Below are 24015 nucleotides of genomic sequence, written 5' to 3'. Positions count from 1 at the left end.
AATTTTTATTATTTGATTAAGCATGTAAACCAGAATGCATAATGGCAGTAGCACGCAAATCCCGATACCAACGTTCAACTGGATGTTCTTTGGTAAAGCCATGTCCACCTAAGAGTTGTACGCCATCAGTGCCAATTTTCATTGATTTTTCTGCACACAAAATTCGTGCTAAGTATGCTTCACGATGGAAACTTAAACCTGATTCTGCGCGGCTTGCAGCATTCAAAACCAACATTTTCATAGCATCAATTTCAATAGCCATATCCGCGATCATAAATGCAACACTTTGACGGTGGGATATTGGTTCACCAAATGCGGTGCGTTCATTGGCATACTGAATGCAATATTGTTTAACCGCTTGGCATGTACCCACTGCCATTGCACACCACATTAAATTGCCCAGATCAATGAACGCTGAATAATCAAAATCTTGCTCATTTAGTTTAAATGCTGGTGTGTTGTTAAATTTTAGGCTCACAGATTGGGTTGCTTTAAGCCCCATTGCTGGATTTGCTTTATATGAAATCGTTTCATTTCGCTCAACAATGAAAACTTGAGCTGTTCCATCTAAATCTGCGGAAACCAATAAAAGATCTGCCTGCTCACCTAGAATAACGATAGTTTTTTCACCATTAATGACAAAATGATCGCCTTGGTGTGTCGCTTTTGTTTTTAATTGGAAAGGGTTGAAAGCAGGTGTATTTTCCTGAACAGCAAAAGTTGCAAATAGATCATCTTGTTCGCTAAATGCCGACAAATACTTATTTTGAATCTCTGCTGAACCCCACTGTGTAATTGCATTAATGACTGAGAACGTGGAGAGTAATGTAGCTGTTAATGAGAAGTCACCTTGTGCAAGTTGCTCTGCGATCAGCACATTTGTAACCACATTCTTTTCTGAAGCAACGCCGCCGTATTGTTCAGGCAATGCATAATAATTGACACCTAAATCTTTAAATTGAGCCCATAAGTTTTCTGGAAAAGTAGCTTGGTGGTCGGCTGTATGTGCTAGGGGGTAGAGAACTTCATGAGCAAATTGTTGCATCGCATCAACAGTCATCTGTTGTTCTTCAGAAAGGCTGAGATCAAATAACCCTTTTTGCTGATTGGATAGACGTTGAGTCGGAGTATTGGATTTTTGTTTAAAAATTTTCTGTGTAGAGCCCAAGGTTTTAAATCCAGCCTTAGAACCTTGATAAAGCGAGCGTTCGATAATTTTTCTTAGTTTTAATTGATCGATTAAATCACTGCCTGCGAGCTTAGTGATCAAGGCTAAGCCTAAACCTTGCGCTTTGTTTGCGATATCATTCATTGTTGTAAATTCCCTGATGGTTTTTTTATACAACAAGATCGTGACATGTGTTTAGTGAAATGACTATGTCGAAAATGACTAGCTTAAAAGACTTTTTTGACCAAACAGATAAATGGTAATTGAATAGGTATTCTAATGAAATTTAAGATATATTCTTTTTAGTAATTAAATTTTTTATTTAATAAATTGACCATAGTGACACGATAGATCACTATGGTCTTTGTTCCTTAAACATATGATTGGATCATTTTTCGCACATTTGTTTTTGCTTCGATCACAGTCATGAATGTATATGCACCTATGAACTTACGACTGATGAACATAAATTCTTTCGGTGGAACTGAAAAATAGCGCGATGCCATCGACTTGGATGCTCGTTGCATCACACGGCTATGCAGTTGGCTTTGTTTCCAATCATAGCGCTGCTGTTCATCCATAATGCCTGTTGGTAGGTCTGGATTATTGCTATAAGTACTAAAAGCTTCAGTAGCTAGAAGGAACACTTTTGCCATGTCAGGTTTAATGCTTAATGGCATTGCATCGAAAAACTCATAACCTGTCATAGCATTGACCATGGCTTGAGCATCATGATGATAGCCCGCGGTAATTAAATTACGAGCTACCTTGAGGAGTTGATCATCAAATTGACGGATCGCACCGAAGTCTAAAAGAATGATTTTATCTTCAATTTGCGCGCCGTCACCTAAGCGTACTAGGTAGTTACCAAAGTTAGGATCAGTCTGCATCTCGCCCCATTCAAACACTTCACGAACGGCAATTTCAAGCGATGCTTCACCTAATTTGTTGCGACGCTCCTGAGGGAGTGAAAGCATGACTGGGCTATTAATCGGAACACCACGCTCAAAAGTCATACAAAGCACTTGATCTGTACAATATTGATCAATAATTTGTGGAACAACATAACGCGGATCATCTTTTAAACGCGCTCTAAAACGACGTGTTGTTTCAGCTTCAATTTTGTAATTTACTTCACGGTGCATCATTTCGCGAACCTCATCAAACCATTGATCAAATTCACGAGTTTGAGGAACCATGCGTGTAAGTTTGAGCATGTTCTTAAACAAGCTCATATCTGAGTCAATTGCGCTTGCTACACCTGGATATTGAACTTTGAGCACCAATTCAAGACCATCAGACTTGCGTGTTGCACGGTGAACCTGTGCTAATGATGCGGTGCCTAAAGGCTCATGATCAATGGTGAGATCATCGAGTTTAGAGCCAAGTTGGTTGCGCAGTTGCTCATGGATCGCAGGCCACGCGAGGGCAACGGTCTGATTATTTAAAGTGTTTAAAGCTTGCGTGATCTCTTCAGGTAGAAAATGCTCACCATATAACGCCATCATTTGACCAATTTTGACGATAGAGCCTTTTAATTTACCGATTTCAGCAACGAGATAGTCAGCTTGTTCTTTCATCGCTTGTTTACGTTTTTTTTCTTTTTCTTCTTCGCTTGAAAAAATAGAACTCGCACTTGAAGCAGCCCAGCGTGTGCCAGCCAGTAGAGAAGCTTTCGCAATCGAAAGACGGCGATCCATTGAAGAAGTTTTTAATTGTTTAAGCTTTTCATTCTGATCTGACATGAAGTTTAGGTCCTTTAAGCGAATCGCGCAGAGAAATCATTGTATTGAATATTACATGTTATGAACGTATTAAAATAGTTCAAGTATTTCAATATCAGGTGTATAAATGGTCAATTTATTAAAACTGAAATAGCCTAAGCTTTTTAAAGTCGATATTTAACTGGGAGTTGAGCTCGATTAGACAGAGGCACGCGATACTCAGAGATGAATAACTTCATTAAGTTGACAACAGTTTCATGAATAAATCCAAGGGCATATGCTTTGATAATAATGACGCTAGGTAAGCTGAAGACAAAATATTTAACATCATCCAAACTTGGATTTTCAAAAACTTGATGATCCATCAAAAATTGCTTAAGAAATTGTTTTTCTGTTGTGACACGAGGGGAAGAATCATCACTCCAGTAATTTTGACGGATTGCCATTAAATTATTGTGTTTATAACTCATACTTCAACTTTTAAATCCACTTTAACTTTAATTAGGTTGAGTCTAAATTTTCTTTTTCAAGTCTGGTGAGCTTTTCGAGAGACAAAAAAAGCGGGCAAAGCCCGCTTTTTTTTAACAGTTAATTAAACTGCTACGATGTCAACAGCGTTAGGACCTTTAGGACCTTGAGTTACGCTGAATTCAACTTGTTGGCCTTCAGCCAAAGTTTTAAAGCCTGAACCTTTGATTTCGCTGAAGTGAGCAAAAACGTCAGGACCGTTTTCTTGTTGGATGAAACCGAAACCTTTAGTTTCGTTGAACCATTTAACTGTACCTTTAACAGTATTAGACATAATAGGAATCCTAATAAAACTTTAATGTTATGAGTTTGAACTCAATGATGTAACTTGGAAAAAAAATGAAACTTAAAATCTGAAACCAAACGTAGGATTATGACTAACACTGCGAAATAAAAGATTTAATGAAACAACATAAATTTTCTAGTTGGCTTCGAGTATACACGATTATTTTCAATATCGTTAGTTTTAATCAACTTTCTCGCTATTTTAAAACTTGAATGAGTAGACCTTATTCAATGGATAATTCTAACTATTCAAATTTTCAATACAAATTTGCCGAATAACACGGATAGAACTTTTTATTAAAAGGATAAAACAAGGTATCATAGACCGTTTTTAAAAATTTGACCTTGGAGACGCCTTAAGTGGATCGACCGACTATTAGCCCTGAACATCTACAGGAAGCCGCTGAAAACTTAACAACTATTCGAGATTTTATTCGTTTTGGAGTTACAGCATTACGTCAATACGATGCACACTTAGGTCAAGGTACTGAAGATTATTTTGCTGAAAGTTCTGCTTTAGTTTTACAAACTTTGTCACTGGACTGGAATGCCGATGCTGAGATTTTAGACTCAAAATTGCTGCCAAGCGAAGTTGCGGAATTCTTGAGCTTACTCGAACGTCGTATCAATGACCGTGTTCCTACTTCATATTTATTAAATCTTGCTTATTTCTTTGGTAAACCATTTTATGTCGATGAGCGTGTACTGATTCCACGCTCACCAATCGTTGAGCTGATTGAAAATCGTTTTGCACCTTATTGTTTGACTGAAAATGGTGAAATGGGTGAGGCGGTCAATAATTTGCCAGTGAATCCAAATCCTAAAACTCCACAGCGTATTTTGGATATGTGTACTGGCTCTGGTTGTATCGCGATTGCTTTGGCATATGCATTCCCTGATTCTGAAGTCGATGCTACTGATATTTCAAAAGAAGCCCTTGAAGTTGCACAAATCAACTGTGAGCATCACAATAAACAGTATCAAGTCGCTTTATTGGAATCTGATCTTTTCGCTAAAATACCTGCCGAAAATCAATATGATTTAATTGTTTCTAATCCGCCGTATGTCGATGCTGAAGATATGGCAGATTTACCAGATGAGTTTCATCACGAGCCAGAATTGGCATTGGCAGCGGGTCAAGATGGTTTGGATCTTGTGCGTAAAATGCTGGCTCAAGCCGCAGACTATTTAACTGAAGATGGTTTAATCGTCATTGAAGTGGGCAACTCAGAATGGGCGATGAAGCAAAACTTTAATACTGTTGATTTCTACTGGTTGCAATTCCAACGTGGTGGATCAGGTATTTTTGCACTGACTGCAGCACAATGCCGTCAATATCGTGATTTATTCATTCAATCTGTTCAAGTTTAAAGGAGTTGTTGAACATGGCTGGCAATAGTATTGGACAATTGTTCCGTGTAACAACTTGTGGTGAATCTCACGGTGTGGGTTTGATGGCGATTGTAGATGGAGTTCCACCAGGTCTGAAGTTATCAGCTGAGGACTTACAAATAGACTTAGATCGTCGTAAACCAGGTACCTCTAAATTTGCAACACAACGCAAAGAACCAGATGAAGTTGAAATTATTTCAGGTGTGTTCGAAGGTAAAACCACTGGGACATCCATTGGTCTTTTAATTCGTAATACAGACCAAAAATCTAAAGATTACGGTAATATCGCACAAACTTTCCGTCCAGGTCATGCAGACTATACCTATACACAAAAGTATGGTTTCCGTGATTACCGTGGTGGTGGTCGCTCAAGCGCACGTGAAACAGCGATGCGTGTTGCAGCGGGTGCAATTGCTAAAAAATTCTTATTTGAAAAATTTGGTATTGAAATCCGTGGGCATGTAACTCAAATCGGAACTGAAAAAACAGCAAAATTAGATTGGAATGAAGTGCCGAATAATCCATTCTTTTGTGGTGATGTTGATGCCGTACCACGCTTTGAAGCACTTGTGACATCATTGCGTGAAAAAGGAACAAGCTGTGGAGCACGACTTGAAATTATTGCTTCTAAAGTACCCGTAGGCTGGGGAGAACCTGTTTTCGACCGTTTAGATGCTGATATCGCACATGCGATGATGTCAATTAATGCGGTTAAAGGTGTAGAGATTGGTGATGGTTTTGGTGTGGCTGAACAATTTGGTCATGAAACACGTGATGAACTGACAACTGATGGCTTCTTAGCGAATCACGCTGGTGGTATATTAGGTGGTATCTCAAGTGGTCAAGATATTCGTGTATCAATTGCACTAAAACCTACTGCTTCTATTACCACACCAGGCAAAACGATTACCATTAATCGAGAAGATACGGATGTTCTTACTAAAGGTCGTCACGATCCTTGTGTGGGTGTTCGTGCGACACCAATCGCTGAAGCGATGCTTGCAATCGTGTTAATGGATCACTTTATGCGTCATCGTGCCCAAAATGCCGACGTTGTTGCGCCATTTGAGCCAATTTAACCAAAGTAAAAAAGCGTATGATGTAAAAAGCCAGATGATTGATCTGGCTTTTTAATATAATTTTAAAATTGCAATTGAACGTTTTATGGGGAATTCAATTGAAAATAAGGATATTGGTTGGGGCGATGGTCTTATGCGGATTATCGTATAGTTATGCGAATGGCTTAACACAATCTCAGTTTGATATTGAAGTGAAGTCAATTTATAACGAAATTGAAGCGAGTCAAATTCGATTACATCAATCGGTCGATAGTAAGCAGAATATTTCGTTGATCATTCAAAGAGCTTGTGAATATGCAGATGCATTAAATGCTTTAGAGCGAATAGCACAAAAGAATATTCATATGGCTAAAGCAAAAGAAGAAGCATTATTTGCAAAAAAAATGAGAAATTCTTTTGAGTTATCATTCCAAGATTTAGGAACAAGTTATCAAAAAAGTTGTAAGCCTTAAAAAAAGCCAGTTCAACGAACTGGCTTTTTAGTGAATAATTCATTTATTCGATAGTTTGACCTGTATAACCTTTGATAAATGTTAAGTAAGCAGAAGACTTCTGACCGTCAGCTTGCAGTATGGGACGAGTCACTTCGCCGTTAGCTGTCACGATTTTTAGATCAATTTGTTTTGCGTCTCTAAATGAGTTTAAAAAACTTACAGGAACGACAATAAAATTAGATGAATTCGTTACACCAGCTGCAGTTGCATATTGGGTTGGTTGAATTGTTGAATAGACATAAGGCTGACCATCAACAATAAAGTTCAATTGTTTTATATCGTGCTGTATAGTGTCATTTACATCTGCAGTTATTTTAAAACCATTACGCTTTTCATCATTCCAACGGAGTGCAAGCTCAGGGCAAATTTCATCAGTAGCACAGATGAGAGGTCCTTTGGTTACAACACGTTCTGGATAACTTCCTGCACAACCTGTTAATACAACCAATGCTGAAATAAGCGCTAGTTTGATTTTCATGATTTTACCTATTGTCTTGTTTATTATAACTGTGTACACAATTTGTTAAATCTAACGAAAAATTCTAAAAAATGAAATGCCTAGCAGTCTAATAACACGTTGCAGTTTTGTATCGATGATTAAAAAAAGACCCATAGTGGGTCTTTTTTTACTTTTGCTTAAATTGTTGGTAGCCACTTTTAAATGTTTGATAGGCAAACGATGCATGCCCATCTTTTAAAATGCTATGCGTAATAGCACCTTGATCTGTCACTACAGCAATATCGATAGATTTAGACTGATCAAACATAACGACAAAATTCATTGGTACATCAATGTAATTTGTAGAGTTAATGAGATCAGAATTGTTGACTGATCGTGTATTGGTTTGAGTTAAAGTTGTGTAAGGATAAGTTTGACCATCTAGCGTGAAAATCACTTGCTTGATATCAAAAGATTTTCGATCAAATAGATTGGTATGTACTCTAAATAAATTATTGCTCTGCTGTTTCCAATCAAATGTTAACTCAGTACATGGTTTTGATGGTTCACAAATCACCTGACCACGTGTTTCAATTCGTTTGGCATTTTCTGAAGGTTTAAAATCAATAACATTAGATGCATAAGCTTTTGCAGAACTTGCATTTGGTTTATTGGATACAACGATACACCCACTCAGTGAAAGAGCAGTAAGAATAGATATAAATTGAACTTTCATTATTATCAACCAGTTAAATAGATGTTGTTTTTGTATATGCTAAATTTAGCATACAATCCATATAAATGTTAACCAGTTATCAAAAAATATATATTTATTGTCGTGTTTTGCTATTTTTCTTTTTGTGATGCTTGTCAGGTTGCTTGAATTAAGTTTAAAGGTGGTAAAAAATAATTGATTGAGTCCTTTATGGTCAAACGTTTCTATTTTTGATTGAACACTTTTCAAAAGGTGATATAACTAAAAATAAAGCGTTAATAAAAGAGTATGAAATGAAAACGACTGTGAAATATGTGGTGCTGAAGAGCAAAGACTATCAACTGGGCACTCCATTGTTTGAAGAAACCATCGAGGCAGACTATGCGTATTTCGATTCAATTCCATCAGTCATTCAGTACCAGAATCATGAGTTTAAAGTGAAGTCAAAAGAACTTAATCGAAAGCAAATATTTGATGACTTTGAAGAATCACAAACAATCTTAGTTAAAGTCATCGCACTGAATTAATTTAATGGCAGCCTTGAGCTGCCTTACTCATTCTCATCACTATTCATTATCTATTTTATAATATTATAGTTCTATTCGAAATTAAGCACGGTTCAATATGCACCAAACATTCCCAATCCAAAGTAGGTTAGGTGGATTCTACTTTTTCTATAACACCATTGTGGAATATTATTAACTTAAAATTATATATTTATTAGTGGTTTATATCAATTTTAACGATGCTATAAAAGTCTTAAAAAATCACGTGTAGACTATTTGTAGACTGTTGAGAAGCATGATTTAATAAACTTACTGAAGGTTTATTGGATTAATCATGAAACTCAACAAGTCTAATGTTGATGCTATCCCATTGACGGATTCTGGTCAAAAAATTATCCGAGATAAAGATTTGATCGGTTTCGCGATTCGAGTCACCACGAAATCAAAATCCTATATTGTTGAACGTAGACACGAGGGGAAACTTTATCGAGTCGTGATTGGGAAAGCGAATGAAATATCCGTAAATTCTGCTCGAGCAAAAGCCCAAATGATTTTGGCTCAAATCTCCAATGGGGAATACATTAGTCCAAATGAAAAAGTAAGCGTAAATAATTTTTTAAATATCACTGTGGATGAAGCATTAAAAATTTACATTGATAGAAATGATTTCAAACCTAAAACAATTAGACAGTATAAAAAATACTTTGATTTATACTTAAAGTGGTCAGATCGAAAGCTCTTTGAAATTACAAAAAAAGAAGTCCTGGATAAATTTATCGAAGTATCTGAGCTCAGCAAGTCATCAGCCAATGGTGCTATTTCATTGCTTGGCACGGTATGGAAATATATTCATGTACTTTATTCAACCGATGAAAACCCAATTTTAAAAAGCAATCCGGTAGATATTATTGCCGTAACTAAAGGTTGGAATAAGATTGAAAGTCGTAATAGGCATTTAGATAAAAGTATCATTCATAAATACTACAACGCCGTTCTAAATTATGAGGATGAGCTCAATTTAGAAAATACTGCACGATCCAACACGCATAGAGATATCATTTTATTTACCATGTATACCGGTTGCCGTCGCCAAGAAGTCTGTGGTCTTAAATGGGAAGATGTGAATTTTAAAGAAGGTATAGTTATTTTTAGAGATACGAAAAATGGTTCAAATCATGAGTTTCCAGTAGGGGACCACTTACTATCCATACTTAAAGAAAGATACTTACTAAAAGAAAATGATTGGGTGTTCCCAGCGACTAAACTTCCAACTTCTCATAATATTCACGCTACTGTAGTAGATACTGCACTCAAGAAAATAGGTACCCAAGTTAATTTTTATGTATCGATGCATGATTTTAGACGCACCTTCGCGACGATATGTAACTTACTAAGATTTAATATCTATGTGACTAAACGACTGCTTAACCATACTGCTAAACCGCGTTTAGATGTAACAGGTGGATATGTACAAATACCGATGGAGGAATTAAGAGCTTCCATGAATATGATTGAGGCTGTATACCAAGGAAAAATTGATTGTTTTAACTACGAAAGTGTCTGGGATGAAAGACTCAAACAATTAAAGGCAGAATAAACCTGCCTTCTTAATTATACGTATTGAGCAGTGCAGGTCACAGTTCTCCTTTTTTCGAAAGCGAGTACATCAGCTTTTCTATAAGCAACTCGACGACCTATTTTGGTGTAGGGAAGTTCAGACCCATCACAGCGCATTCTAGCTAAAGTCCAAGGCGAACAATCTAAATATAGAGCTACCAAATCTTGTCCAAACTTTTGATCATCTGGAGCATCTAAAAAAGGTTTTAATAATTTAGATCGTTCATCCTCATTGATATTTTTTAAACTTTTCAAAGCCATGAAAACACCTCTGTTGTTTGTATTTGTTTTTCATTATGCAAATCTGATACATAATTTTTTTTCATTACTTTCTCCATGTTGCTTCTTTAAACTTTGCATTGATGAGCAACGTATCAATTTCACCAATACCAACATTTTCGAAAATATGGGTCATTCGCGTCCCGAACACTGTAAGTGTTCGGGTAATAGAGGAATAATTAAATTTCATGTTTTCACCATACTTTTCGCATAGTTATCTATATCGACTTTAACCGCTGCAAATTGCTTTACCTCAATCTGTGCCAAGGCATCTAAGCCTAAGTATTCACAAACGGTTTTAGTGTCTAAGCCACGTTCTGCAATAAAGTCTTGAAGATGAGCTAGTTGTTCATTTGAAATGCCATTGAATTCAGGTGAATTGAGCCATTTCTTTTCATCTTTGTTGTATGGACAGCCTAGTTCTTTAGCCCGAAGTTGAACTGCGTACCACATATCCATTACATACCGATGGCCCTGAGGTAATGATTCAGTGAGTTGGTTTAAATCCCCAGCATGTTGAGCTTCATTGCAACTTTGTTTCCAATTTTCAAAATCTTCATCCGCTTTGATGGTTTCCAACTGCTCAGGTGTCATTCTGTTGATATGGTCTTTCGCTTGTTTAATGATGTCAGCCAAGAATGTAGGATTCTGTTTTAAGTCAGGTACCCACACCTCACCAGTTTCACCACCTAAGCCACCAGCATTTTTTGCATGATGAGTAGGGCAAGGCTTAAAGCTAATGACACGAGCATTTTTACCTTCACTAGTGGTCACAGTCGTTAAATAACCCATAATGTCGGCTATTCGATAAAGCTCGTTACGGTTCTTACCGCCTAGATCAGGACGATATACAATTTGATCGCCGTTTTGATCTTCAGAAGCATGTGCTATGAAAACCACGTCCTTGCCTGATGCAATCAATGTATTTACATATTGTTTGAAGATATTGTTCGCTAAACCTTGAGCTTTTAATTTCAGTGAACCATCTTTTTGTTTGTTGGTATTGTTCAAAGCCAAGTGTGTCTTGATGCTTTCAAGCATGGCGCCAACAGTATCAATAACCACTGTGTTATATGGTGCTAAATCTTGAGGTGTAAGATTTGCTACATCTGACCATTGTTGAACTTGAACTACTGCACCACGACGAAGTTCACCAGTACGATGTGCTCCTTTATCAAAGTCAAAGGAAATGGCTTTATCACCTGTAAAGCCAATTGATGTTTTGCCAAGTCCTGGATCCGCATATAGATAAACAATGATGGCTTGCACCAATAATGTTTGGTTCGCTTCAATGATAGGAAGGGCCATTACACACCCCCTAACATGCGATTCTTATGCATGTGAGTAATCAGCATTTGATTAATGTTGTAATGGTCATTGTGATCAGTGAAATCTGATACAGAGTTACCTAATACATCGTGAATTTTGTCGATCGTCAGAGATGTAATCATTGCATCGTCAAATTCACTACCAGGAACGCCGTAATCATTCGTGAATTTTTCGTAGTCAAATGATACATCTAGCGTGTATTCATCAAGACGTACTACAGCGTAGCCAGTCGTTTCAGAGGTCAGTTTTAGGGCTGCAACTGATGTTTGATTAGGTACATAGCTTGAATAGCTAAGCTTTAAATCTGTCGCTTGAGGTTGTTTAGTGAAGACTAATGCACCAATCGTTACACTAGAAACTAATAAACTTACGGCGACGGTATTGAATGGGGTGAAATTTAGATTCATAATTGATCTCGCAGTTTGCAAAGCACCCATGAGTTCGAAGGCAGGGGTGCTTTTTTGTTGTCTGTGAGATAAATATTACCTAAAAGGTAATTAATTGCAACTATTAAATTATCTTTTTATTATCTTTAAGGTGTTTTTATTTTATACTAGGCAAAAGAAAACCCACCGATGGGGTGGGTTTGTTTCGATTGCTTTTGTAGTCACAGGTCTTGTGTAGGTGGACTTGATCTTAGTTTATGAAATCTTTATTTAAGATTTAAGAATTAAAAACCTTAATTTTCAATATTCTTTTTCAATTTTTGGCAAACCAAAACTATTTTAAGATCACAATCAAGTTTTGCTTATGTGTAGTTATTAGGGTAACTATTGAGTAAAAAAGTGACAAATTCTTTATTCTAAAAATCTTGATAAACACTACTAAGAATCTGTTTTCACTTAGTCGTACAGGCTTTAAGGATATCTATGTAAGTTCTAACGCTAAAAAATGAAAGGTATTTGAATGAAAAGCCATTACTAAGATGGGCTGCTTAAACCACTTGCATGGTGTTGATCCTACGTAAATTACATTGATAGTAGCTTAAGAGCCTAGAGAGATATGAATTTATTTTTTTGCTACTGCACAATAGAAGCTATCCAATTCAGGTATTTGAATATTTAAACAAGTGTTATCTACATGAATGTAAAAATACGTAAGTATCATTATTAAAATGCAGGCATAGATACTTCTTTTAACTAATCTTAGGTTACTTTTTTGTTTTAAAAATCTAGTATTCATTACAATGAAATTGCTATTTATTTCATTTTTATCTTTAAATAAAGGGTCTTTAGTGAACTCTTTTTCTTGTGCATCAATCTCATGTTTAATATTGTCAAGAGTGTCATTTTGATTTTCACACATAATAAAAACAGCTATTGTGAAAAATAATGCACCAAGTAGAATTATGGTGTTTGCTATAAATGAAAAACTATCTCCTGTTTTTAAGTTACTAGCAACTACTATCAAAGATGCAGGGATTGCAATGATTTGCATTTGGATATCAGAAAATGACTTGTTTATACGAGTAATTGATTCAGTACGAAATTTTTCAACTTCTTTTTTAATTTTTTCAAAAGTAAATTGAGAAATGTATACATCGTAATTGTTTTTAATTACATCATAAATTGAATCAAAGTCACTGCAGATCTGATTGAATGAAACCTCTTTATCAATATAAAATGAATTTAGACTATCAGTGATGATGTTTTTGATAGCATCTTTATGAATGTTAGAGTTGATGTAGTTGATTTCAAATGCACACAGGTTATTAAGACAAGTATTTTCATTTGCAGTCAAATTGTTAAAAATTGAAATTTTCTTTGACCCTAGAAAATAAATAGTTTCATCATTTGTTGCATTTCTGCTTGAGTGATCGGCTTGTGTTTTTAATAAATTATATAAAGACACACTTTTTAAGTAGTTTTTTACTACTGAGGAAGCAATTGAATCATCAATTTTATGAAAATCTGTTGGTACATAGATATAATCTATATCTTCAAAGTAAATTATTTGATCTGGTACAGCTGTTCGTAGTTCAGGATATGATGTAAGCATATCTGATAAAGAAAAATTGTAGAATGGAGGAAGAGTAATTTCGATTTCATAATCCTCTTCATCGTAATTTGGATAGAATCGATTATCTTCGGCTATATAGCTTTTGAGGCTTGATAATAAATCTAGAGCACGAGCATGATCAGACCGCTTAATTCGGCCTGAGTAGGTGCGTCGGTTAGACAGGTATTTATCTTGAGTTAACTTAATTAGTTCAATTAAAAGATCAACACCTTCTTTTTGTATAGAATTATTCATCTATCTTTTTCAACGGTAATTGAGCAATACGCGGCTTATATCCATCCATTTCCTTAATGATATGTGAAGGAATTGACTTAATGAGAAGTCCTTGCTCACTAAGAATTACTTTATCATTGATATCATCATAAGAGAAACTTACTCGAATATCACCCACTGTAAATGAAAGTTTTTGCAAGACCTTAAAAGATTTTTGGCTGGGTTTAAACGATGAATCAATTTTAATATCGTTTTCTTTAATATAGTTTGTAAAATCTTCAGGGTTATCCGAGTTGACCTTTCTAGCAATTGTTTCTAAATCTACCTCTAAATCCAGCTTGCTCTGGTCATCGAAATAATTATATAAACTAGTTCTTACGTTATCTTTTTTTAAAGGCTCATATCCTTTCTCTTCCATGTATTTGGCGATGGTGTTAATTACTTCTTTAGTATTTTTATTGCTGCTATGATAGCCCAGACACCCTAAAGCATCTCTAAAATACTCGGTTACGTCATTGTCTTTTTGTTTATTACCTTTCATAAAAGAAAGGCAATTTCCTTTCTCTTCTTTATCTAAACTTATGTTGTTCTTCCATTCCTCAACATTAATACGTGCAGACTCATGGAGTTTTTTAATATTTAAATACTTTCGTTTTTCAAGTGATAAGGCTTCCGTTAATCCATAACCTTCATCATTTTTTAGCATTGCCACTAACATCCATTCTTTTCCAGAATGGGTATAGTTTAGAATCATAACAAATCCACCTGTACCAAAAATACTTGTTGCTAGCTCTTCTTTGATGAGTTCACACACTGATTTAGAAAAATCTATAAAATCACTGTCCGAAGGTGAATAGAAGTTTTCAAGTTTGCTATGAAATTTATGTTCTTCATCAATATATCCCCAAATTGGGTTTTGTTGGCGATAAGAGTCAATAATTTCTTCACAAAATTTTAGTACAATTGGATCCTTATTTGATAAAAGTGTTGATGCAAATTCAACTTTTACAGTCTCAGAGCCTCGTTTTTCAGCTTTTTTTTCTAATTGATGAAATATTACATTTGTAATTTCCATTGTTACCCCCGGTATAAAAAAACGTCTTAAGTACTATTGGTAATAAAAATTGTTGATAAGACATACGGAAAATCTTAAGGGAATTGATCTGTATCGTTTGCACTTCTAATATCCCCCAAAGCAACAGTAATTCAACTTTCAAACATCCCTATACAACCCAACTACCTTACCCACCAACTTACAACCATCTACTAATGCGATAGTTTGTTCTGGCCAATGAGGGTTTAAAGGTTGAAGGTAAACATTCCCACTTTCTAATATTAATTTTTTAAAAGTTGCTTCAGCATCACCTTCACAAGCAACGATTACAAGATCCCCAGTTCTCAAATCCGCCGTTTGAAAATCAGGATTTACATAAATCTTATCGCCTGGTCTAAAGTCAGGCATCATGGATTCTCCAACGACTTCCAATCCATACCCATTCTTTCCACACTTAGGATTAGGGGGCAACCATTCTTCAAATTGTGTGCCATTAGGTACTGAGTCAACTGAAGTCCAAGATCCAGCTTGAACCCACGAAATGACTGGAACTAGGCGACCAGCGATAGGGATTGGGGAAGAAATATTTGGTTCTAATATTGCTTTTTCATCGACATGCGGAATGTCTAACCAACCATGTGGTTTATCGAATGCATCTTCGATTTCACGAGCAACCTTATTACCAATTCCTTTTATAGGATTTGTACCTGCGAACTGACTGGTTTGAGATTGTCCTTTACCAATTTTCTCAGCAAAACTGGATACTCCGCCGACTTGATCAACAAGGATGCGAGTGTTTTTGTATCTGATTGATTTGCTGTCCATAGTATTCCTATTTCTGTGTTACGAGACACATTTATTAATTGTAGATTTATCACCAAAAAGGTAAACAAGAAAAAAGGTTGTATTTACATTACCTAAAAGGTAATATTTGAATTCATATGAGAGGGTCAATCTATGAATTTTAGAGATTTTATTAATGAATTAAATCCTAGTGATTTAGAGATCTATGCAAAAAATGCTGGTACTACAGTGGGTTATTTAAAAACACACTTACTTTATGGCTATAAAGAGCCAAGAAAAAATCTTAGAAAATCTTTGGCTCAAGCAAGTAATGGTCAAGTATCGGAAACCGAGATTTTGCAACATTTTGGGTTGATTCCTAGAAATGAAGTGAACAACCAAAATAGTAATAAAGCATCTGCCTAAAAACACGTTCAAAGGGAATATGAATGAACATCACTGATGCTGCATATAACACAGTTCACGATTATCCAGGCGGAGCAAATGCACTCGCGCCACGTCTTGGCATTAAAAGTCCTGCTGTGTTGAACAGTAAAGTCAATCCAAATACGGAAACACATCATCTAACGCTTGTCGAAGCTTCAAAGTTAATCGCGATCACAGGGGACTGCAGGATTTTGCAAGCACTCAATGCTGAACACGGAAAAGTCTCAATTGATCTTCCTCAGATTCCCGAATGTAGAGATACAGCGCTAACAGATCTAGTTTTAAGCATAGGTAAGGGTGGTGGGGATGTATGTGAAGTCTTTAGAGAAATGATGGCAGATGGACGTATTACGCAAGGTGAAGCCTTGGACATGTCGAAAGTCATACATCAACTGCATTTATTTTTAGCAAAGCTGGATTCGCAAATTCATGCATGCGTAGACAAAAAAGCCTGACGGTCGAGGTCAGGCTTATTCGGGTAATTCAATTCGAGGTAAATCAAATATGAATATGAAATCAAATTTAGCACATGATCCATTTGATTCGCAAGGTGAAGTGGTTCAATTCCCTAAGAAAGAGCGACATGCTATGTCTGACAAAGACGAGAGCTACACAAGAATGCCTAATTTGCTTATTGATGGCGAGATTATGGCTGATTTAAGTGATAAAGCTTTCAAGTGTTTAATGTTCATTGTTCGCCAAACTGTAGGTTTTGGGCGTGAATCTCACACTATTTCAATCACTCAATTTCAAAAGTATTGCGGTTTAAAAAAACGTGATACCGCTATGTCAGCGATTAAAGAACTTGAAGACTGTTTTTTAATTCATGTTGAGAGAAAAACAGGATGTTTAAATGAGTATTTCTTGACGCTTAACCAGTACCGCAAAAAGGGACTAGTACCATCTGAGGGTAGTACCTCTAAACGGGACGGGACTAGTACCGTGAAAGGTGACGGGACTAGTACCGCCAAACGGGACCCTATTAAAGAAACACTTAAAGAAAATATTAAAGAAACACACACACAAGAAAACGTGCACGAAAAAAACGATTTCGTAGAACAGTGGAATCCAAATTTAAATTTTTTGAAGACAGTAATTTTTCAAACAAAATTCAGTAATCGAGCAGATGAAATAATCGCACTTCCTGATTTCAATTTTCACCTAGGAAATTTTAATGCTCATTGGGAAAACAAAATAAATCTTACTGAAAACCAAAAAACGAGAAAATTTGCAGCTTGGTTGATTCAGGAGTTTGAAAAACAAATTTCGAAAGCTGTGAGAGAGACTGAAAAATTAGGCAGCCGACTATCACAAAATCATGGACGCAACGTTAATGATGCCTGGGCTGATATTCCACAGTATCAGGGTGAAGTATCAGCGGTTGAAATACCAGAGGATTTCGTATGAACGACATGATTTCAATGAAGTTCAAGCAAGTTGCAGCCTACTGCACTGTGCACAAGATCCAAAAAATTCAGGCAGGACCGAATCAAATTTGTCCTGAATGTGCCAAAAAATTAGTAGCAGAATCAAATAAAAACCATCAAGAGAAAGTTGATCAAAGAGTTCGTGAACTTCATTTCGCTGGTGCCATGATTCCACATCGTCACTCACATTCTGGATTCAGAAACTATACGACAGAATTACCTGGACAAAATTTTGCACTCAAAAGCTGCATATCGTTTTCAAAGGCAATGATCGATGGTGAAAAAAGAAACTTGATTTTGTCTGGCAAGACTGGGACAGGGAAGACGCATTTGGGCTGTGCGACTGCAAGAACACTACTTAACAAGGGTTTATTTGTTAGATACATAACTTCAGAAGATATGGCTAATGAAATTGCAAATGCTTGGAAGAAAGCTGATGACAGTGAAGCTGCAGCGATTTATCGATTCACCGATACTGATCTTTTAATACTTGATGAATATGGTTTGCATGATCGCCATGAAAATCGACTCCAGCTGGTTCACAAGGTTCTTTATTCACGGTACGACGAAGCCAAACCCACAATGTTAATTTCTAATTTGACAGTTCAAAAACTTAAAGAAGATTTGGGTGACCGACTGTGGTCTAGATTCCAGCACGAGGGATTAAATATCGTTGAGTGTAATTGGCAAGATGCACGAATCAAATCATACGTTGTAGATCAGTTTGAGGGCTAAATGATGCATGTAGGAAATAGTGTAAAAGTGGATTTTGTTTCTGAATCACGTACTGAGATTTCAGGCAATCGCTTCACTGGCCACGGCGTTATAGATCGTATGGAAGATGGGTACGTATTTGGTCGATTGAATGACGGTACGCCGTTTATGTGCTCGCCAAGTGATGTTGAAGTGATTCAGCTTGAAGCATGTGAACATGATTATGACGTTGCATGTTTGATCTGTGGTTTTGGATCCGTTGATGGGGAAAGGATATGGCACAGCAAAAAGTAGTGCATGACTTCCAAACGATGGACTGGTGCCGATCACAACATGCGGTGGCTCAAGGTGAGCAGATGCTACTGGTATTGCGTCAAATGATGGCTAAACGTGGAAAAACAAGTGCTACTGATGTTTTAGGATGGATTGGAAAAACACGTCGTACCGCACAACGCTACTTAGATCAGTTGGAAAGAGCTGGCTATGTAACCCGAGATGATGCGACACCGGCAGGTTTTACGCCGACAGAAAAAACAAAACAAATTTTTACTATTAGGACTTGTGGTGATTAATGACGAGTTACTCATTGGCTGAATACTACAAGATGTTAGGAATCGAAAAACCGAAAAAGGGGCGTAAGCGTCCAACGGTTAAAGCAGCACGTGAAAGTGTAGGTGAGTCCACTTTGGCCATGCAATTGCGTGCGGTGAAAATTAAGTTTGAGCAGGAATTTAGGTTTCATCCCAAACGCAAATGGAAAGCTGATTTTCACCTAATCGGCAAGAAAATATTGATTGAGGTTGAGGGCGGTATATGGAGTGGAGGTAGACACACTAGAGGCAAAGGTTATATCGACGATATGGAAAAATACAACGCAGCAACAATGATGGGTTACCAGGTAATACGGTTTAGTACAGAACAAGTGAAATCAGGTTTAGCAATAGAACAAATTGAGAAGATGGTAGGGGAATAGTAATGGTCGTAGCAGAGGCAACGAAACAACATATTTTACAAACAATAGATTGGTCACGTTTTGATTTAGAAGGATGGTTACACCAATTTGGCGCATGGATGAATTCAGTTAGTGGTACATGTAGCCAAAGTATTAATCCGATTGCAGTGGCCATGGATCATGCCACTAAGAAAAGAAAACAGAAAAAACTGACCAATCTACAGGAATCAAAAATCATTGTTGACTTCCTGACTGGTGATTATCAATTACCAAAATTAAAGCAGACAAAAATTGTGTGTCAGATTGATGATAATGAAGCACGCGCCGTACAGCGTTTAATATTAGATATGCAGGGACAATCTGAAATTTTAGATGATTGGATGGATGCAGTTATAGATCGATATTTTTATGGGAATTCTTGGTCTGAAATGGTACGTGAAAATCGTACTCAAGCAGATTCTCGAATGGATGTGAAATGTGGGTTGGCTGCTTTGCATAGTCGGTATGGGTTTATTAAATATTAATAAAAATTTTTAAGACAACCTATTTCATTTAAAGATGAAAGTGCCTTGTAAGGCACTTAGCTTTAACCGTTAATTTAATTTTAATATGTGACAGAATAGCTATCGTTGTTAATTGTGGTAATTAGATATAATTTTGAAGCTAAAAGGTTTTGCTCGGTAAAATAATATTGACTAGGAATTTTTACTGCAATTAAGCATTTTGATTTTCCACATTTTAAGATTTTTATATTTTTACTATTTGGTTCATTTATTTTATTTACTTTATACCATTCAGTTATTTTATCATCTTTAATTTGTGCCACAATAATAGGCCCATTATTTATCATTTTTTTAGCGTCATCGTAGCCATCTTTTTCAACATCCATAAGATAATATATTGATAAAATAAAAATTGCGTATATCAAGATTGAAGTTAAGTAATGGGCTAAAAGCTCTCTAAAACCTTTGTCAATATTAGGTGTATCAATAGTGTTATCCCAGTTGACTTCACGTTTTGCAAATCTGTGTGTACGGTAAATTGATGGCTTAATTCTTCGAATAATAAACTTTAAAAAAAATATAAGTATAATTAAAGGAGAAGAAATTATTAGTAAAAATATAAAAATATAAAAATCAATAATGTTGGAAAGTCGAGGGAATTTATATATAAAATTTGATAGTGCTCTTACTGGAGTGTAAATAAAATTAAGGAATTTAAGTGTAATTTTGAAAATGGAGGTTAGTGCGAAAATTAACAAATAATTAAATGATTTGGTGATGGATTTGGTGATGTTTTCACCGATAAATTTATTTATTAAAGATAAAGTTATAGAAACTAATATACCTAAAATAATTACTTGAAAACCTTGTAAGCCACCATAAACTAAATAATTTTGAAAATCAAAGCCTAATGCTTCATGAGAGTAATCGAAATATTTTACATATGCTTGTATATAAAAATAACCACATGAATATAGAATTATTGATAAGGATGTAAAAAATAAGGCAAGGTCTAAATTAAAATTTGTTTTCAAGTTAAGTTCTCAATGTAATTCTTGGTTTTTATTTAAAATTAATCTTTGAAAGTTTCATTCAAAGCATTTTGCACAGCATCTACACGTGATTTGCAGGCTTTATAAGCAGTCATAGACTCCTCAACAATCTTCATCAAATTATCAATATCTGGTTCATCTTGAGACTCAAGGAGCTCGGCGTTCTTTTTGAGAATTTCATAGCCTTCTTTAAACGTTAATTCTTTCTTAGTCATTGCTAGATACCTGAGTCACATTGGCATTGATAATACCATCCTGTAATTCTACTTGAATGCTATCACCTGATATTTGTTGAATTGAACGTATGGCTTTGCCTTGGCTACGGACGATACCAAAACCTTTGGCCATAACATTTTTGGGATTCTGAAGTAATGTTTCGCGCATGAGAGATTCAACTTGCTGAGAAGCCAGCTTAACCTGTTGCTGAGCTAAATATTGAGTGGTGTCTTTAATTAAGTCTAAATTTCGATTAGTTAAACTAATTTGATTATTCGCCAGTGTCTTGATTGACTTTATGTATTGATCATTCTGGCTTTGATACGCCGTGATCTGATGCTGAGATAACAACTTAATAGTTTGCAGAGAATCAGATACATCTTGGACACGCTCTATAATCAAATTACGTATACCTCCAATGACCTTACTGGGTGTATCAAAAGATCGATGTGCAATTTCATCTAAAATCGTTCGGTCTTTTTCATGGCCAATACCGACCCAGATAGGGACGGAACGCTTACAAAGCAGAGCTGCCAAATCAAAATCATTTAAATATGCTAAATCATTTACAGATCCACCACCGCGAATAAGAACGATGAGATCAGGGGCAACTTCATAATCTTTGACCCATTGCTTAAGGGCAGTTATTAAAGAATCTCGGATACTTGTTGGCGCTGTATTGCCTTGGAAAGTTGCACTGTGATAAACGAAATGGCAGACACCGGCTTTGTCTAATGCGTCAGCATCCTTTTTGAAATCGCCTAAACCTGCAGCATTTTCAGGTGCAATGACCAGGACATTTTGAATATCAAACGGCGTAGGTAGCTGTTTATTTTTATCTGCAAGACCTTCGGTTTGTAATTTTTCTAATGTCTGCTGATAGCGCCGTGCTATATCACCTAACGTAAAGCTTGAATCAATATCTTCTACATTAACTGAGAAACCATATTGAGGGTCAAACTTGGCTTTAACTTTTATCAGAACATTAAGATCTCGTGATAACTCAATACCACTTTCACGTTCGAACTTTAGAACCATCTTTTGAGCAGAAGACTTCCAAATAGTCGCTTTACAACTGGCGATCACTTTGTCTGAACCTTCCTCTTTTTCTGCCAGCTCAAGATAATAATGTCCGCTTTTAATATTTAAATTTCTTATCTCTGCTTTGACCCAAACAGGTTCATCAAAGGTGACCCGTATAACTTCTTGAACAGTGGATAAATATTCACTTAAGGTTAGCTTGTAATCAGACATCATTGAGCAGCGAGATGAGGTTACTAAAAATACTAACGAACATATTGTTCAAAGACAATGATGAATGTTTGACCTTGCACAAGGGTTATGGCATATTTCAGCTATAGTGACCGAAGTGTACGTTGATACATGAAGTTAATTTAAAAGCTCGCCAAATGGTGGGCTTTTTTGTTATCAATATTTCTTTTTTTTGGTGATAAAGTTACGAAGTATAGTGTTTTAAACGTTTGTTTGTTCTGAAAGCTTTAATAACAGGCAGTTGTCATTGTTTGTACTTTTAAATAAGGCATAATGGGCTTCTTAAATTTAGAGCTAATTTTTATTTATGGTAGATGTAAACCAGTTAAACAATATTTTTAAAGAAACATTAGCAAATAATAAAAAACCTGAAAGAATATTGATAGGCTACAAGCTATATGCAGAGTTAATGAAAGATAGAAGGTTTTTTGAAGAGGTGGTGGGATCCGCTATGAATCCTAGTAAGCGTACTTATCAAAATATTAAAATTAAGGTTACTCAAGATGATAGACAGCTTGAATTAAAATCTTCAGGTTAATGAATTCTTCTAATATAATATTGTAACTTATTGCTAATGCTACGCTTTTAGAAATTGAATATTATTTATGCACAGGACCTAACCTGTTCTTCAATTTTACCTCCTCACTCAGGAGGTATTTTTTTGCCATTTAAATTATTAACATAATTAATCGTTCATTGAATTAGCAAGTTAAAGCGATAAATAAATTCCCTTACATTAACTTTATTTTTCAAGTTTAAAGGGGTGTTAATGTGATCTTGGGTTGTAACCGTAAGCAATACGGAAGTGTTCAAGTTGAAATACGGAATTGCGTTTTCCTTTCAACAAACTTGGATGTTTAACATCTAACTTGAATTTCTAACGCATGCATGTATTTGCACCATGCCAACCTAAAGGGCTCGCAGGTAAGAGCAAGCCCTTTTTGAAGTACTTGCCGAACTTATTACGGCACTAAACCTCACTAACGTAATTGTTAGTGGGGTTTCTTTTGTTTGAAATATTGTATTAACGCGGTAGGGACTTATATGACAGATCGTGTGCAAGCTAAACAAGATTTACAGTTCTGTTGTGCGGAGCTGGCTAAATATCAAAACCTCAGCCGTTCAGGACTTAAGCGTCATCAAATGATTGCGATTGATGAAATCATGATTGAGCTTAAGGAGCGCATCCGAAACTTACGGAACGTATTATATTAAAAAATTTTTAAATTTATATCTTGAATTACTTGTGTTAAACCCAAAGTATTAATTTCATTAGTACTTTTAGAGAAAAAAATGAGTGAAGACAATAATCAAGAATTAGTTGTAGGAACAGTGGTTAAGTCCGTAGCAGGTGGCCCAGATATGTCTGTGAACAAACTTATGACTACTGGACAAAATATAGGACAATATCGCTGTCAGTGGTTTGCTGGAAAGAAATTGGAGTCAGGCTTCTTTTATAAAAGTGAGTTAGTACTGGTTAAAGAGGAGCAGCAAGCAGGGTCTACTCCCAGTTCAGAGCCTGAACTTGAGTGATGTGATTCATTGGATGCTTAATAATTTGGAAAAAGATGGATGTCTCTATCAAGAAGATGTGGTTGATTTCCTTGTAAAACAAAACCAAATGGATTTTTTGAAAGAAAATACAGATGGAAACTTGGTTCTTAAGCTCAATGTAAATAGTGGATTCAAAATGCAAACTGAAGATAATGTGGTTTGGGTTAAGCCAGATCGATATTGGCGTTATCGAATTGCTGAAGATGAGACTGGCAGAGAAGCTAGAGGTTAAATTTAAGCTACCGTAAGGTGGC

General features: G+C 35.9%; 33 protein-coding genes. 17 read left to right on the top strand and 16 right to left on the bottom strand.

What is annotated here, in order from left to right; genetic code table 11:
- Window positions 1-16: 16 nt before the first annotated feature.
- From AC1M9M_RS00660 to AC1M9M_RS00645, 4 genes are all read right to left on the bottom strand, one after another.
- A complete protein-coding gene (locus AC1M9M_RS00660) occupies window positions 17-1312 on the bottom strand; it encodes an acyl-CoA dehydrogenase family protein (protein ID WP_481595329.1) in 1296 nt (431 codons plus the stop codon).
- A 227-nt stretch (window positions 1313-1539) separates the two neighbouring features.
- Entirely contained in the window at window positions 1540-2913 is a 1374-nt protein-coding gene (locus tag AC1M9M_RS00655) for an ABC1 kinase family protein (RefSeq protein ID WP_092766329.1), read from the bottom strand.
- A gap of 143 nt (window positions 2914-3056) precedes the next feature.
- Window positions 3057-3362 (bottom strand): hypothetical protein, encoded by a 306-nt coding sequence (locus tag AC1M9M_RS00650; protein ID WP_481595328.1) that lies wholly within the window; start codon window positions 3360-3362, stop codon window positions 3057-3059.
- Between the two features lie 122 nt (window positions 3363-3484).
- Window positions 3485-3694 carry a cold-shock protein gene (locus tag AC1M9M_RS00645; protein WP_035263597.1) on the bottom strand — a complete coding sequence of 70 codons (210 nt, stop codon included), beginning with the start codon at window positions 3692-3694 and terminating at the stop codon, window positions 3485-3487.
- A 371-nt stretch (window positions 3695-4065) separates the two neighbouring features.
- Between AC1M9M_RS00645 and prmB the strand changes: the two genes are divergently transcribed.
- The 3 genes from prmB to AC1M9M_RS00630 all read left to right on the top strand — a co-directional run bounded on the left by prmB (window position 4066) and on the right by AC1M9M_RS00630 (window position 6628).
- Window positions 4066-5076 carry a 50S ribosomal protein L3 N(5)-glutamine methyltransferase gene (gene prmB / locus AC1M9M_RS00640; RefSeq protein ID WP_035263595.1) on the top strand — a complete coding sequence of 337 codons (1011 nt, stop codon included), beginning with the start codon at window positions 4066-4068 and terminating at the stop codon, window positions 5074-5076.
- 14 nt (window positions 5077-5090) lie between these two features.
- Complete coding sequence (gene aroC, locus AC1M9M_RS00635; RefSeq protein WP_092766326.1) at window positions 5091-6176, top strand: chorismate synthase; 1086 nt, start codon at window positions 5091-5093, stop codon at window positions 6174-6176.
- Window positions 6177-6274: 98 nt separating this feature from the next.
- Window positions 6275-6628: a hypothetical protein gene (locus AC1M9M_RS00630; protein WP_143047393.1), complete on the top strand. Its 354-nt coding sequence runs from the start codon at window positions 6275-6277 to the stop codon at window positions 6626-6628.
- A gap of 43 nt (window positions 6629-6671) precedes the next feature.
- Here AC1M9M_RS00630 and AC1M9M_RS00625 read toward each other — a convergent pair whose 3' ends face one another.
- Both AC1M9M_RS00625 and AC1M9M_RS00620 read right to left on the bottom strand, forming a co-directional pair.
- Window positions 6672-7148, bottom strand: a complete 477-nt coding sequence (locus AC1M9M_RS00625; protein WP_035263591.1) for a hypothetical protein — start codon at window positions 7146-7148, stop codon at window positions 6672-6674.
- A 148-nt stretch (window positions 7149-7296) separates the two neighbouring features.
- Window positions 7297-7845, bottom strand: coding sequence for a hypothetical protein (locus AC1M9M_RS00620; RefSeq protein WP_179998064.1), 549 nt, complete (start codon window positions 7843-7845; stop codon window positions 7297-7299).
- Window positions 7846-8117: 272 nt separating this feature from the next.
- Here AC1M9M_RS00620 and AC1M9M_RS00615 point away from each other — a divergent pair, with 272 nt between their 5' ends.
- Window positions 8118-8351 (top strand): hypothetical protein, encoded by a 234-nt coding sequence (locus AC1M9M_RS00615; protein ID WP_035270711.1) that lies wholly within the window; start codon window positions 8118-8120, stop codon window positions 8349-8351.
- A gap of 313 nt (window positions 8352-8664) precedes the next feature.
- Window positions 8665-9927 (top strand): tyrosine-type recombinase/integrase, encoded by a 1263-nt coding sequence (locus AC1M9M_RS00610; RefSeq protein ID WP_481595327.1) that lies wholly within the window; start codon window positions 8665-8667, stop codon window positions 9925-9927.
- A 14-nt stretch (window positions 9928-9941) separates the two neighbouring features.
- Here AC1M9M_RS00610 and AC1M9M_RS00605 read toward each other — a convergent pair whose 3' ends face one another.
- The 7 genes from AC1M9M_RS00605 to AC1M9M_RS00575 form a co-directional block, all read right to left on the bottom strand.
- Window positions 9942-10208 carry a helix-turn-helix domain-containing protein gene (locus AC1M9M_RS00605; RefSeq protein WP_179998061.1) on the bottom strand — a complete coding sequence of 89 codons (267 nt, stop codon included), beginning with the start codon at window positions 10206-10208 and terminating at the stop codon, window positions 9942-9944.
- 64 nt (window positions 10209-10272) lie between these two features.
- Complete coding sequence (locus tag AC1M9M_RS00600; RefSeq protein ID WP_481595326.1) at window positions 10273-10416, bottom strand: hypothetical protein; 144 nt, start codon at window positions 10414-10416, stop codon at window positions 10273-10275.
- Complete coding sequence (locus tag AC1M9M_RS00595) at window positions 10413-11534, bottom strand: ATP-binding protein (protein WP_481595325.1); 1122 nt, start codon at window positions 11532-11534, stop codon at window positions 10413-10415. Before AC1M9M_RS00595 ends, AC1M9M_RS00600 begins: the two co-directional genes overlap by 4 nt.
- Window positions 11534-11962 (bottom strand): hypothetical protein, encoded by a 429-nt coding sequence (locus AC1M9M_RS00590; RefSeq protein WP_035265477.1) that lies wholly within the window; start codon window positions 11960-11962, stop codon window positions 11534-11536. The genes AC1M9M_RS00595 and AC1M9M_RS00590 overlap by 1 nt, the downstream gene beginning before the upstream one ends.
- 601 nt (window positions 11963-12563) lie before the next feature.
- Complete coding sequence (locus AC1M9M_RS00585; protein ID WP_481595324.1) at window positions 12564-13808, bottom strand: hypothetical protein; 1245 nt, start codon at window positions 13806-13808, stop codon at window positions 12564-12566.
- On the bottom strand, window positions 13801-14862 hold the full coding sequence (locus AC1M9M_RS00580; protein WP_481595323.1) for a nucleoid-associated protein: 1062 nt from the start codon (window positions 14860-14862) through the stop codon (window positions 13801-13803). Before AC1M9M_RS00580 ends, AC1M9M_RS00585 begins: the two co-directional genes overlap by 8 nt.
- A gap of 138 nt (window positions 14863-15000) precedes the next feature.
- A complete protein-coding gene (locus tag AC1M9M_RS00575; RefSeq protein ID WP_481595322.1) occupies window positions 15001-15666 on the bottom strand; it encodes a LexA family protein in 666 nt (221 codons plus the stop codon).
- A 132-nt stretch (window positions 15667-15798) separates the two neighbouring features.
- Here AC1M9M_RS00575 and AC1M9M_RS00570 point away from each other — a divergent pair, with 132 nt between their 5' ends.
- From AC1M9M_RS00570 to AC1M9M_RS00535, 8 genes are read left to right on the top strand one after another with little or no spacing between them, the layout of a single operon-like run.
- Window positions 15799-16050, top strand: coding sequence for a hypothetical protein (locus tag AC1M9M_RS00570; protein WP_481587470.1), 252 nt, complete (start codon window positions 15799-15801; stop codon window positions 16048-16050).
- A 23-nt stretch (window positions 16051-16073) separates the two neighbouring features.
- A complete protein-coding gene (locus AC1M9M_RS00565; RefSeq protein WP_481595321.1) occupies window positions 16074-16526 on the top strand; it encodes a phage regulatory CII family protein in 453 nt (150 codons plus the stop codon).
- Between the two features lie 49 nt (window positions 16527-16575).
- Complete coding sequence (locus tag AC1M9M_RS00560) at window positions 16576-17478, top strand: replication protein (RefSeq protein ID WP_481595320.1); 903 nt, start codon at window positions 16576-16578, stop codon at window positions 17476-17478.
- Window positions 17475-18233 (top strand): ATP-binding protein, encoded by a 759-nt coding sequence (locus AC1M9M_RS00555; RefSeq protein WP_481595319.1) that lies wholly within the window; start codon window positions 17475-17477, stop codon window positions 18231-18233. The genes AC1M9M_RS00560 and AC1M9M_RS00555 overlap by 4 nt, the downstream gene beginning before the upstream one ends.
- Before the next feature lie 3 nt (window positions 18234-18236).
- The gene (locus AC1M9M_RS00550; RefSeq protein ID WP_481595318.1) at window positions 18237-18506 is read left to right on the top strand and encodes a hypothetical protein; all 270 of its coding nucleotides are present in this window, start codon (window positions 18237-18239) and stop codon (window positions 18504-18506) included.
- Window positions 18488-18784, top strand: coding sequence for a hypothetical protein (locus AC1M9M_RS00545; protein WP_346792898.1), 297 nt, complete (start codon window positions 18488-18490; stop codon window positions 18782-18784). Before AC1M9M_RS00550 ends, AC1M9M_RS00545 begins: the two co-directional genes overlap by 19 nt.
- Window positions 18784-19185, top strand: coding sequence for a DUF559 domain-containing protein (locus AC1M9M_RS00540; protein ID WP_481595317.1), 402 nt, complete (start codon window positions 18784-18786; stop codon window positions 19183-19185). Before AC1M9M_RS00545 ends, AC1M9M_RS00540 begins: the two co-directional genes overlap by 1 nt.
- Window positions 19186-19187: 2 nt before the next feature.
- Entirely contained in the window at window positions 19188-19688 is a 501-nt protein-coding gene (locus tag AC1M9M_RS00535; RefSeq protein WP_481588167.1) for a hypothetical protein, read from the top strand.
- A gap of 80 nt (window positions 19689-19768) precedes the next feature.
- Here AC1M9M_RS00535 and AC1M9M_RS00530 read toward each other — a convergent pair whose 3' ends face one another.
- Genes AC1M9M_RS00530 through xseA form a run of 3 tightly spaced genes read right to left on the bottom strand, consistent with a single transcriptional unit; the run spans window position 19769 to window position 22189 of the window.
- Entirely contained in the window at window positions 19769-20701 is a 933-nt protein-coding gene (locus tag AC1M9M_RS00530) for a hypothetical protein (RefSeq protein WP_481595316.1), read from the bottom strand.
- A 38-nt stretch (window positions 20702-20739) separates the two neighbouring features.
- On the bottom strand, window positions 20740-20934 hold the full coding sequence (gene xseB, locus AC1M9M_RS00525; protein ID WP_481595315.1) for an exodeoxyribonuclease VII small subunit: 195 nt from the start codon (window positions 20932-20934) through the stop codon (window positions 20740-20742).
- A complete protein-coding gene (gene xseA, locus AC1M9M_RS00520) occupies window positions 20927-22189 on the bottom strand; it encodes an exodeoxyribonuclease VII large subunit (protein ID WP_481595314.1) in 1263 nt (420 codons plus the stop codon). The genes xseB and xseA overlap by 8 nt, the downstream gene beginning before the upstream one ends.
- Before the next feature lie 325 nt (window positions 22190-22514).
- Between xseA and AC1M9M_RS00515 the strand changes: the two genes are divergently transcribed.
- The 4 genes from AC1M9M_RS00515 to AC1M9M_RS00500 all read left to right on the top strand — a co-directional run bounded on the left by AC1M9M_RS00515 (window position 22515) and on the right by AC1M9M_RS00500 (window position 23993).
- Complete coding sequence (locus tag AC1M9M_RS00515) at window positions 22515-22745, top strand: hypothetical protein (RefSeq protein WP_179998039.1); 231 nt, start codon at window positions 22515-22517, stop codon at window positions 22743-22745.
- Window positions 22746-23251: 506 nt separating this feature from the next.
- A complete protein-coding gene (locus AC1M9M_RS00510) occupies window positions 23252-23422 on the top strand; it encodes a hypothetical protein (RefSeq protein WP_481591009.1) in 171 nt (56 codons plus the stop codon).
- Between the two features lie 78 nt (window positions 23423-23500).
- Complete coding sequence (locus tag AC1M9M_RS00505; protein ID WP_481591008.1) at window positions 23501-23740, top strand: DUF2158 domain-containing protein; 240 nt, start codon at window positions 23501-23503, stop codon at window positions 23738-23740.
- A gap of 13 nt (window positions 23741-23753) precedes the next feature.
- Window positions 23754-23993 carry a DUF6953 family protein gene (locus AC1M9M_RS00500; RefSeq protein WP_481595313.1) on the top strand — a complete coding sequence of 80 codons (240 nt, stop codon included), beginning with the start codon at window positions 23754-23756 and terminating at the stop codon, window positions 23991-23993.
- Window positions 23994-24015 lie beyond the last annotated feature (22 nt).

The sequence above is a fragment of the Acinetobacter sp. ANC_7503 genome, assembly GCF_056780035.1.
This window is presented reverse-complemented; position numbering and strand designations above follow the sequence as displayed.

What these genes read in the sequence shown, in the direction of transcription:
- AC1M9M_RS00660 (WP_481595329.1), bottom strand. Translation starts at nt 1,312, where the DNA reads ATGAATGATATCGCAAACAAAGCGCAAGGTTTAGGCTTAGCCTTGATC.
- AC1M9M_RS00655 (WP_092766329.1), bottom strand. Translation starts at nt 2,913, where the DNA reads ATGTCAGATCAGAATGAAAAGCTTAAACAATTAAAAACTTCTTCAATG.
- AC1M9M_RS00650 (WP_481595328.1), bottom strand. Translation starts at nt 3,362, where the DNA reads ATGAGTTATAAACACAATAATTTAATGGCAATCCGTCAAAATTACTGG.
- AC1M9M_RS00645 (WP_035263597.1), bottom strand. Translation starts at nt 3,694, where the DNA reads ATGTCTAATACTGTTAAAGGTACAGTTAAATGGTTCAACGAAACTAAA.
- aroC (WP_092766326.1), top strand. Translation starts at nt 5,091, where the DNA reads ATGGCTGGCAATAGTATTGGACAATTGTTCCGTGTAACAACTTGTGGT.
- AC1M9M_RS00625 (WP_035263591.1), bottom strand. Translation starts at nt 7,148, where the DNA reads ATGAAAATCAAACTAGCGCTTATTTCAGCATTGGTTGTATTAACAGGT.
- AC1M9M_RS00620 (WP_179998064.1), bottom strand. Translation starts at nt 7,845, where the DNA reads ATGAAAGTTCAATTTATATCTATTCTTACTGCTCTTTCACTGAGTGGG.
- AC1M9M_RS00615 (WP_035270711.1), top strand. Translation starts at nt 8,118, where the DNA reads ATGAAAACGACTGTGAAATATGTGGTGCTGAAGAGCAAAGACTATCAA.
- AC1M9M_RS00610 (WP_481595327.1), top strand. Translation starts at nt 8,665, where the DNA reads ATGAAACTCAACAAGTCTAATGTTGATGCTATCCCATTGACGGATTCT.
- AC1M9M_RS00605 (WP_179998061.1), bottom strand. Translation starts at nt 10,208, where the DNA reads ATGGCTTTGAAAAGTTTAAAAAATATCAATGAGGATGAACGATCTAAA.
- AC1M9M_RS00600 (WP_481595326.1), bottom strand. Translation starts at nt 10,416, where the DNA reads ATGAAATTTAATTATTCCTCTATTACCCGAACACTTACAGTGTTCGGG.
- AC1M9M_RS00595 (WP_481595325.1), bottom strand. Translation starts at nt 11,534, where the DNA reads ATGGCCCTTCCTATCATTGAAGCGAACCAAACATTATTGGTGCAAGCC.
- AC1M9M_RS00590 (WP_035265477.1), bottom strand. Translation starts at nt 11,962, where the DNA reads ATGAATCTAAATTTCACCCCATTCAATACCGTCGCCGTAAGTTTATTA.
- AC1M9M_RS00585 (WP_481595324.1), bottom strand. Translation starts at nt 13,808, where the DNA reads ATGAATAATTCTATACAAAAAGAAGGTGTTGATCTTTTAATTGAACTA.
- AC1M9M_RS00580 (WP_481595323.1), bottom strand. Translation starts at nt 14,862, where the DNA reads ATGGAAATTACAAATGTAATATTTCATCAATTAGAAAAAAAAGCTGAA.
- AC1M9M_RS00575 (WP_481595322.1), bottom strand. Translation starts at nt 15,666, where the DNA reads ATGGACAGCAAATCAATCAGATACAAAAACACTCGCATCCTTGTTGAT.
- AC1M9M_RS00570 (WP_481587470.1), top strand. Translation starts at nt 15,799, where the DNA reads ATGAATTTTAGAGATTTTATTAATGAATTAAATCCTAGTGATTTAGAG.
- AC1M9M_RS00565 (WP_481595321.1), top strand. Translation starts at nt 16,074, where the DNA reads ATGAACATCACTGATGCTGCATATAACACAGTTCACGATTATCCAGGC.
- AC1M9M_RS00560 (WP_481595320.1), top strand. Translation starts at nt 16,576, where the DNA reads ATGAATATGAAATCAAATTTAGCACATGATCCATTTGATTCGCAAGGT.
- AC1M9M_RS00555 (WP_481595319.1), top strand. Translation starts at nt 17,475, where the DNA reads ATGAACGACATGATTTCAATGAAGTTCAAGCAAGTTGCAGCCTACTGC.
- AC1M9M_RS00550 (WP_481595318.1), top strand. Translation starts at nt 18,237, where the DNA reads ATGCATGTAGGAAATAGTGTAAAAGTGGATTTTGTTTCTGAATCACGT.
- AC1M9M_RS00545 (WP_346792898.1), top strand. Translation starts at nt 18,488, where the DNA reads ATGGCACAGCAAAAAGTAGTGCATGACTTCCAAACGATGGACTGGTGC.
- AC1M9M_RS00540 (WP_481595317.1), top strand. Translation starts at nt 18,784, where the DNA reads ATGACGAGTTACTCATTGGCTGAATACTACAAGATGTTAGGAATCGAA.
- AC1M9M_RS00535 (WP_481588167.1), top strand. Translation starts at nt 19,188, where the DNA reads ATGGTCGTAGCAGAGGCAACGAAACAACATATTTTACAAACAATAGAT.
- xseB (WP_481595315.1), bottom strand. Translation starts at nt 20,934, where the DNA reads ATGACTAAGAAAGAATTAACGTTTAAAGAAGGCTATGAAATTCTCAAA.
- xseA (WP_481595314.1), bottom strand. Translation starts at nt 22,189, where the DNA reads ATGTCTGATTACAAGCTAACCTTAAGTGAATATTTATCCACTGTTCAA.
- AC1M9M_RS00515 (WP_179998039.1), top strand. Translation starts at nt 22,515, where the DNA reads ATGGTAGATGTAAACCAGTTAAACAATATTTTTAAAGAAACATTAGCA.
- AC1M9M_RS00510 (WP_481591009.1), top strand. Translation starts at nt 23,252, where the DNA reads ATGACAGATCGTGTGCAAGCTAAACAAGATTTACAGTTCTGTTGTGCG.
- AC1M9M_RS00505 (WP_481591008.1), top strand. Translation starts at nt 23,501, where the DNA reads ATGAGTGAAGACAATAATCAAGAATTAGTTGTAGGAACAGTGGTTAAG.
- AC1M9M_RS00500 (WP_481595313.1), top strand. Translation starts at nt 23,754, where the DNA reads ATGCTTAATAATTTGGAAAAAGATGGATGTCTCTATCAAGAAGATGTG.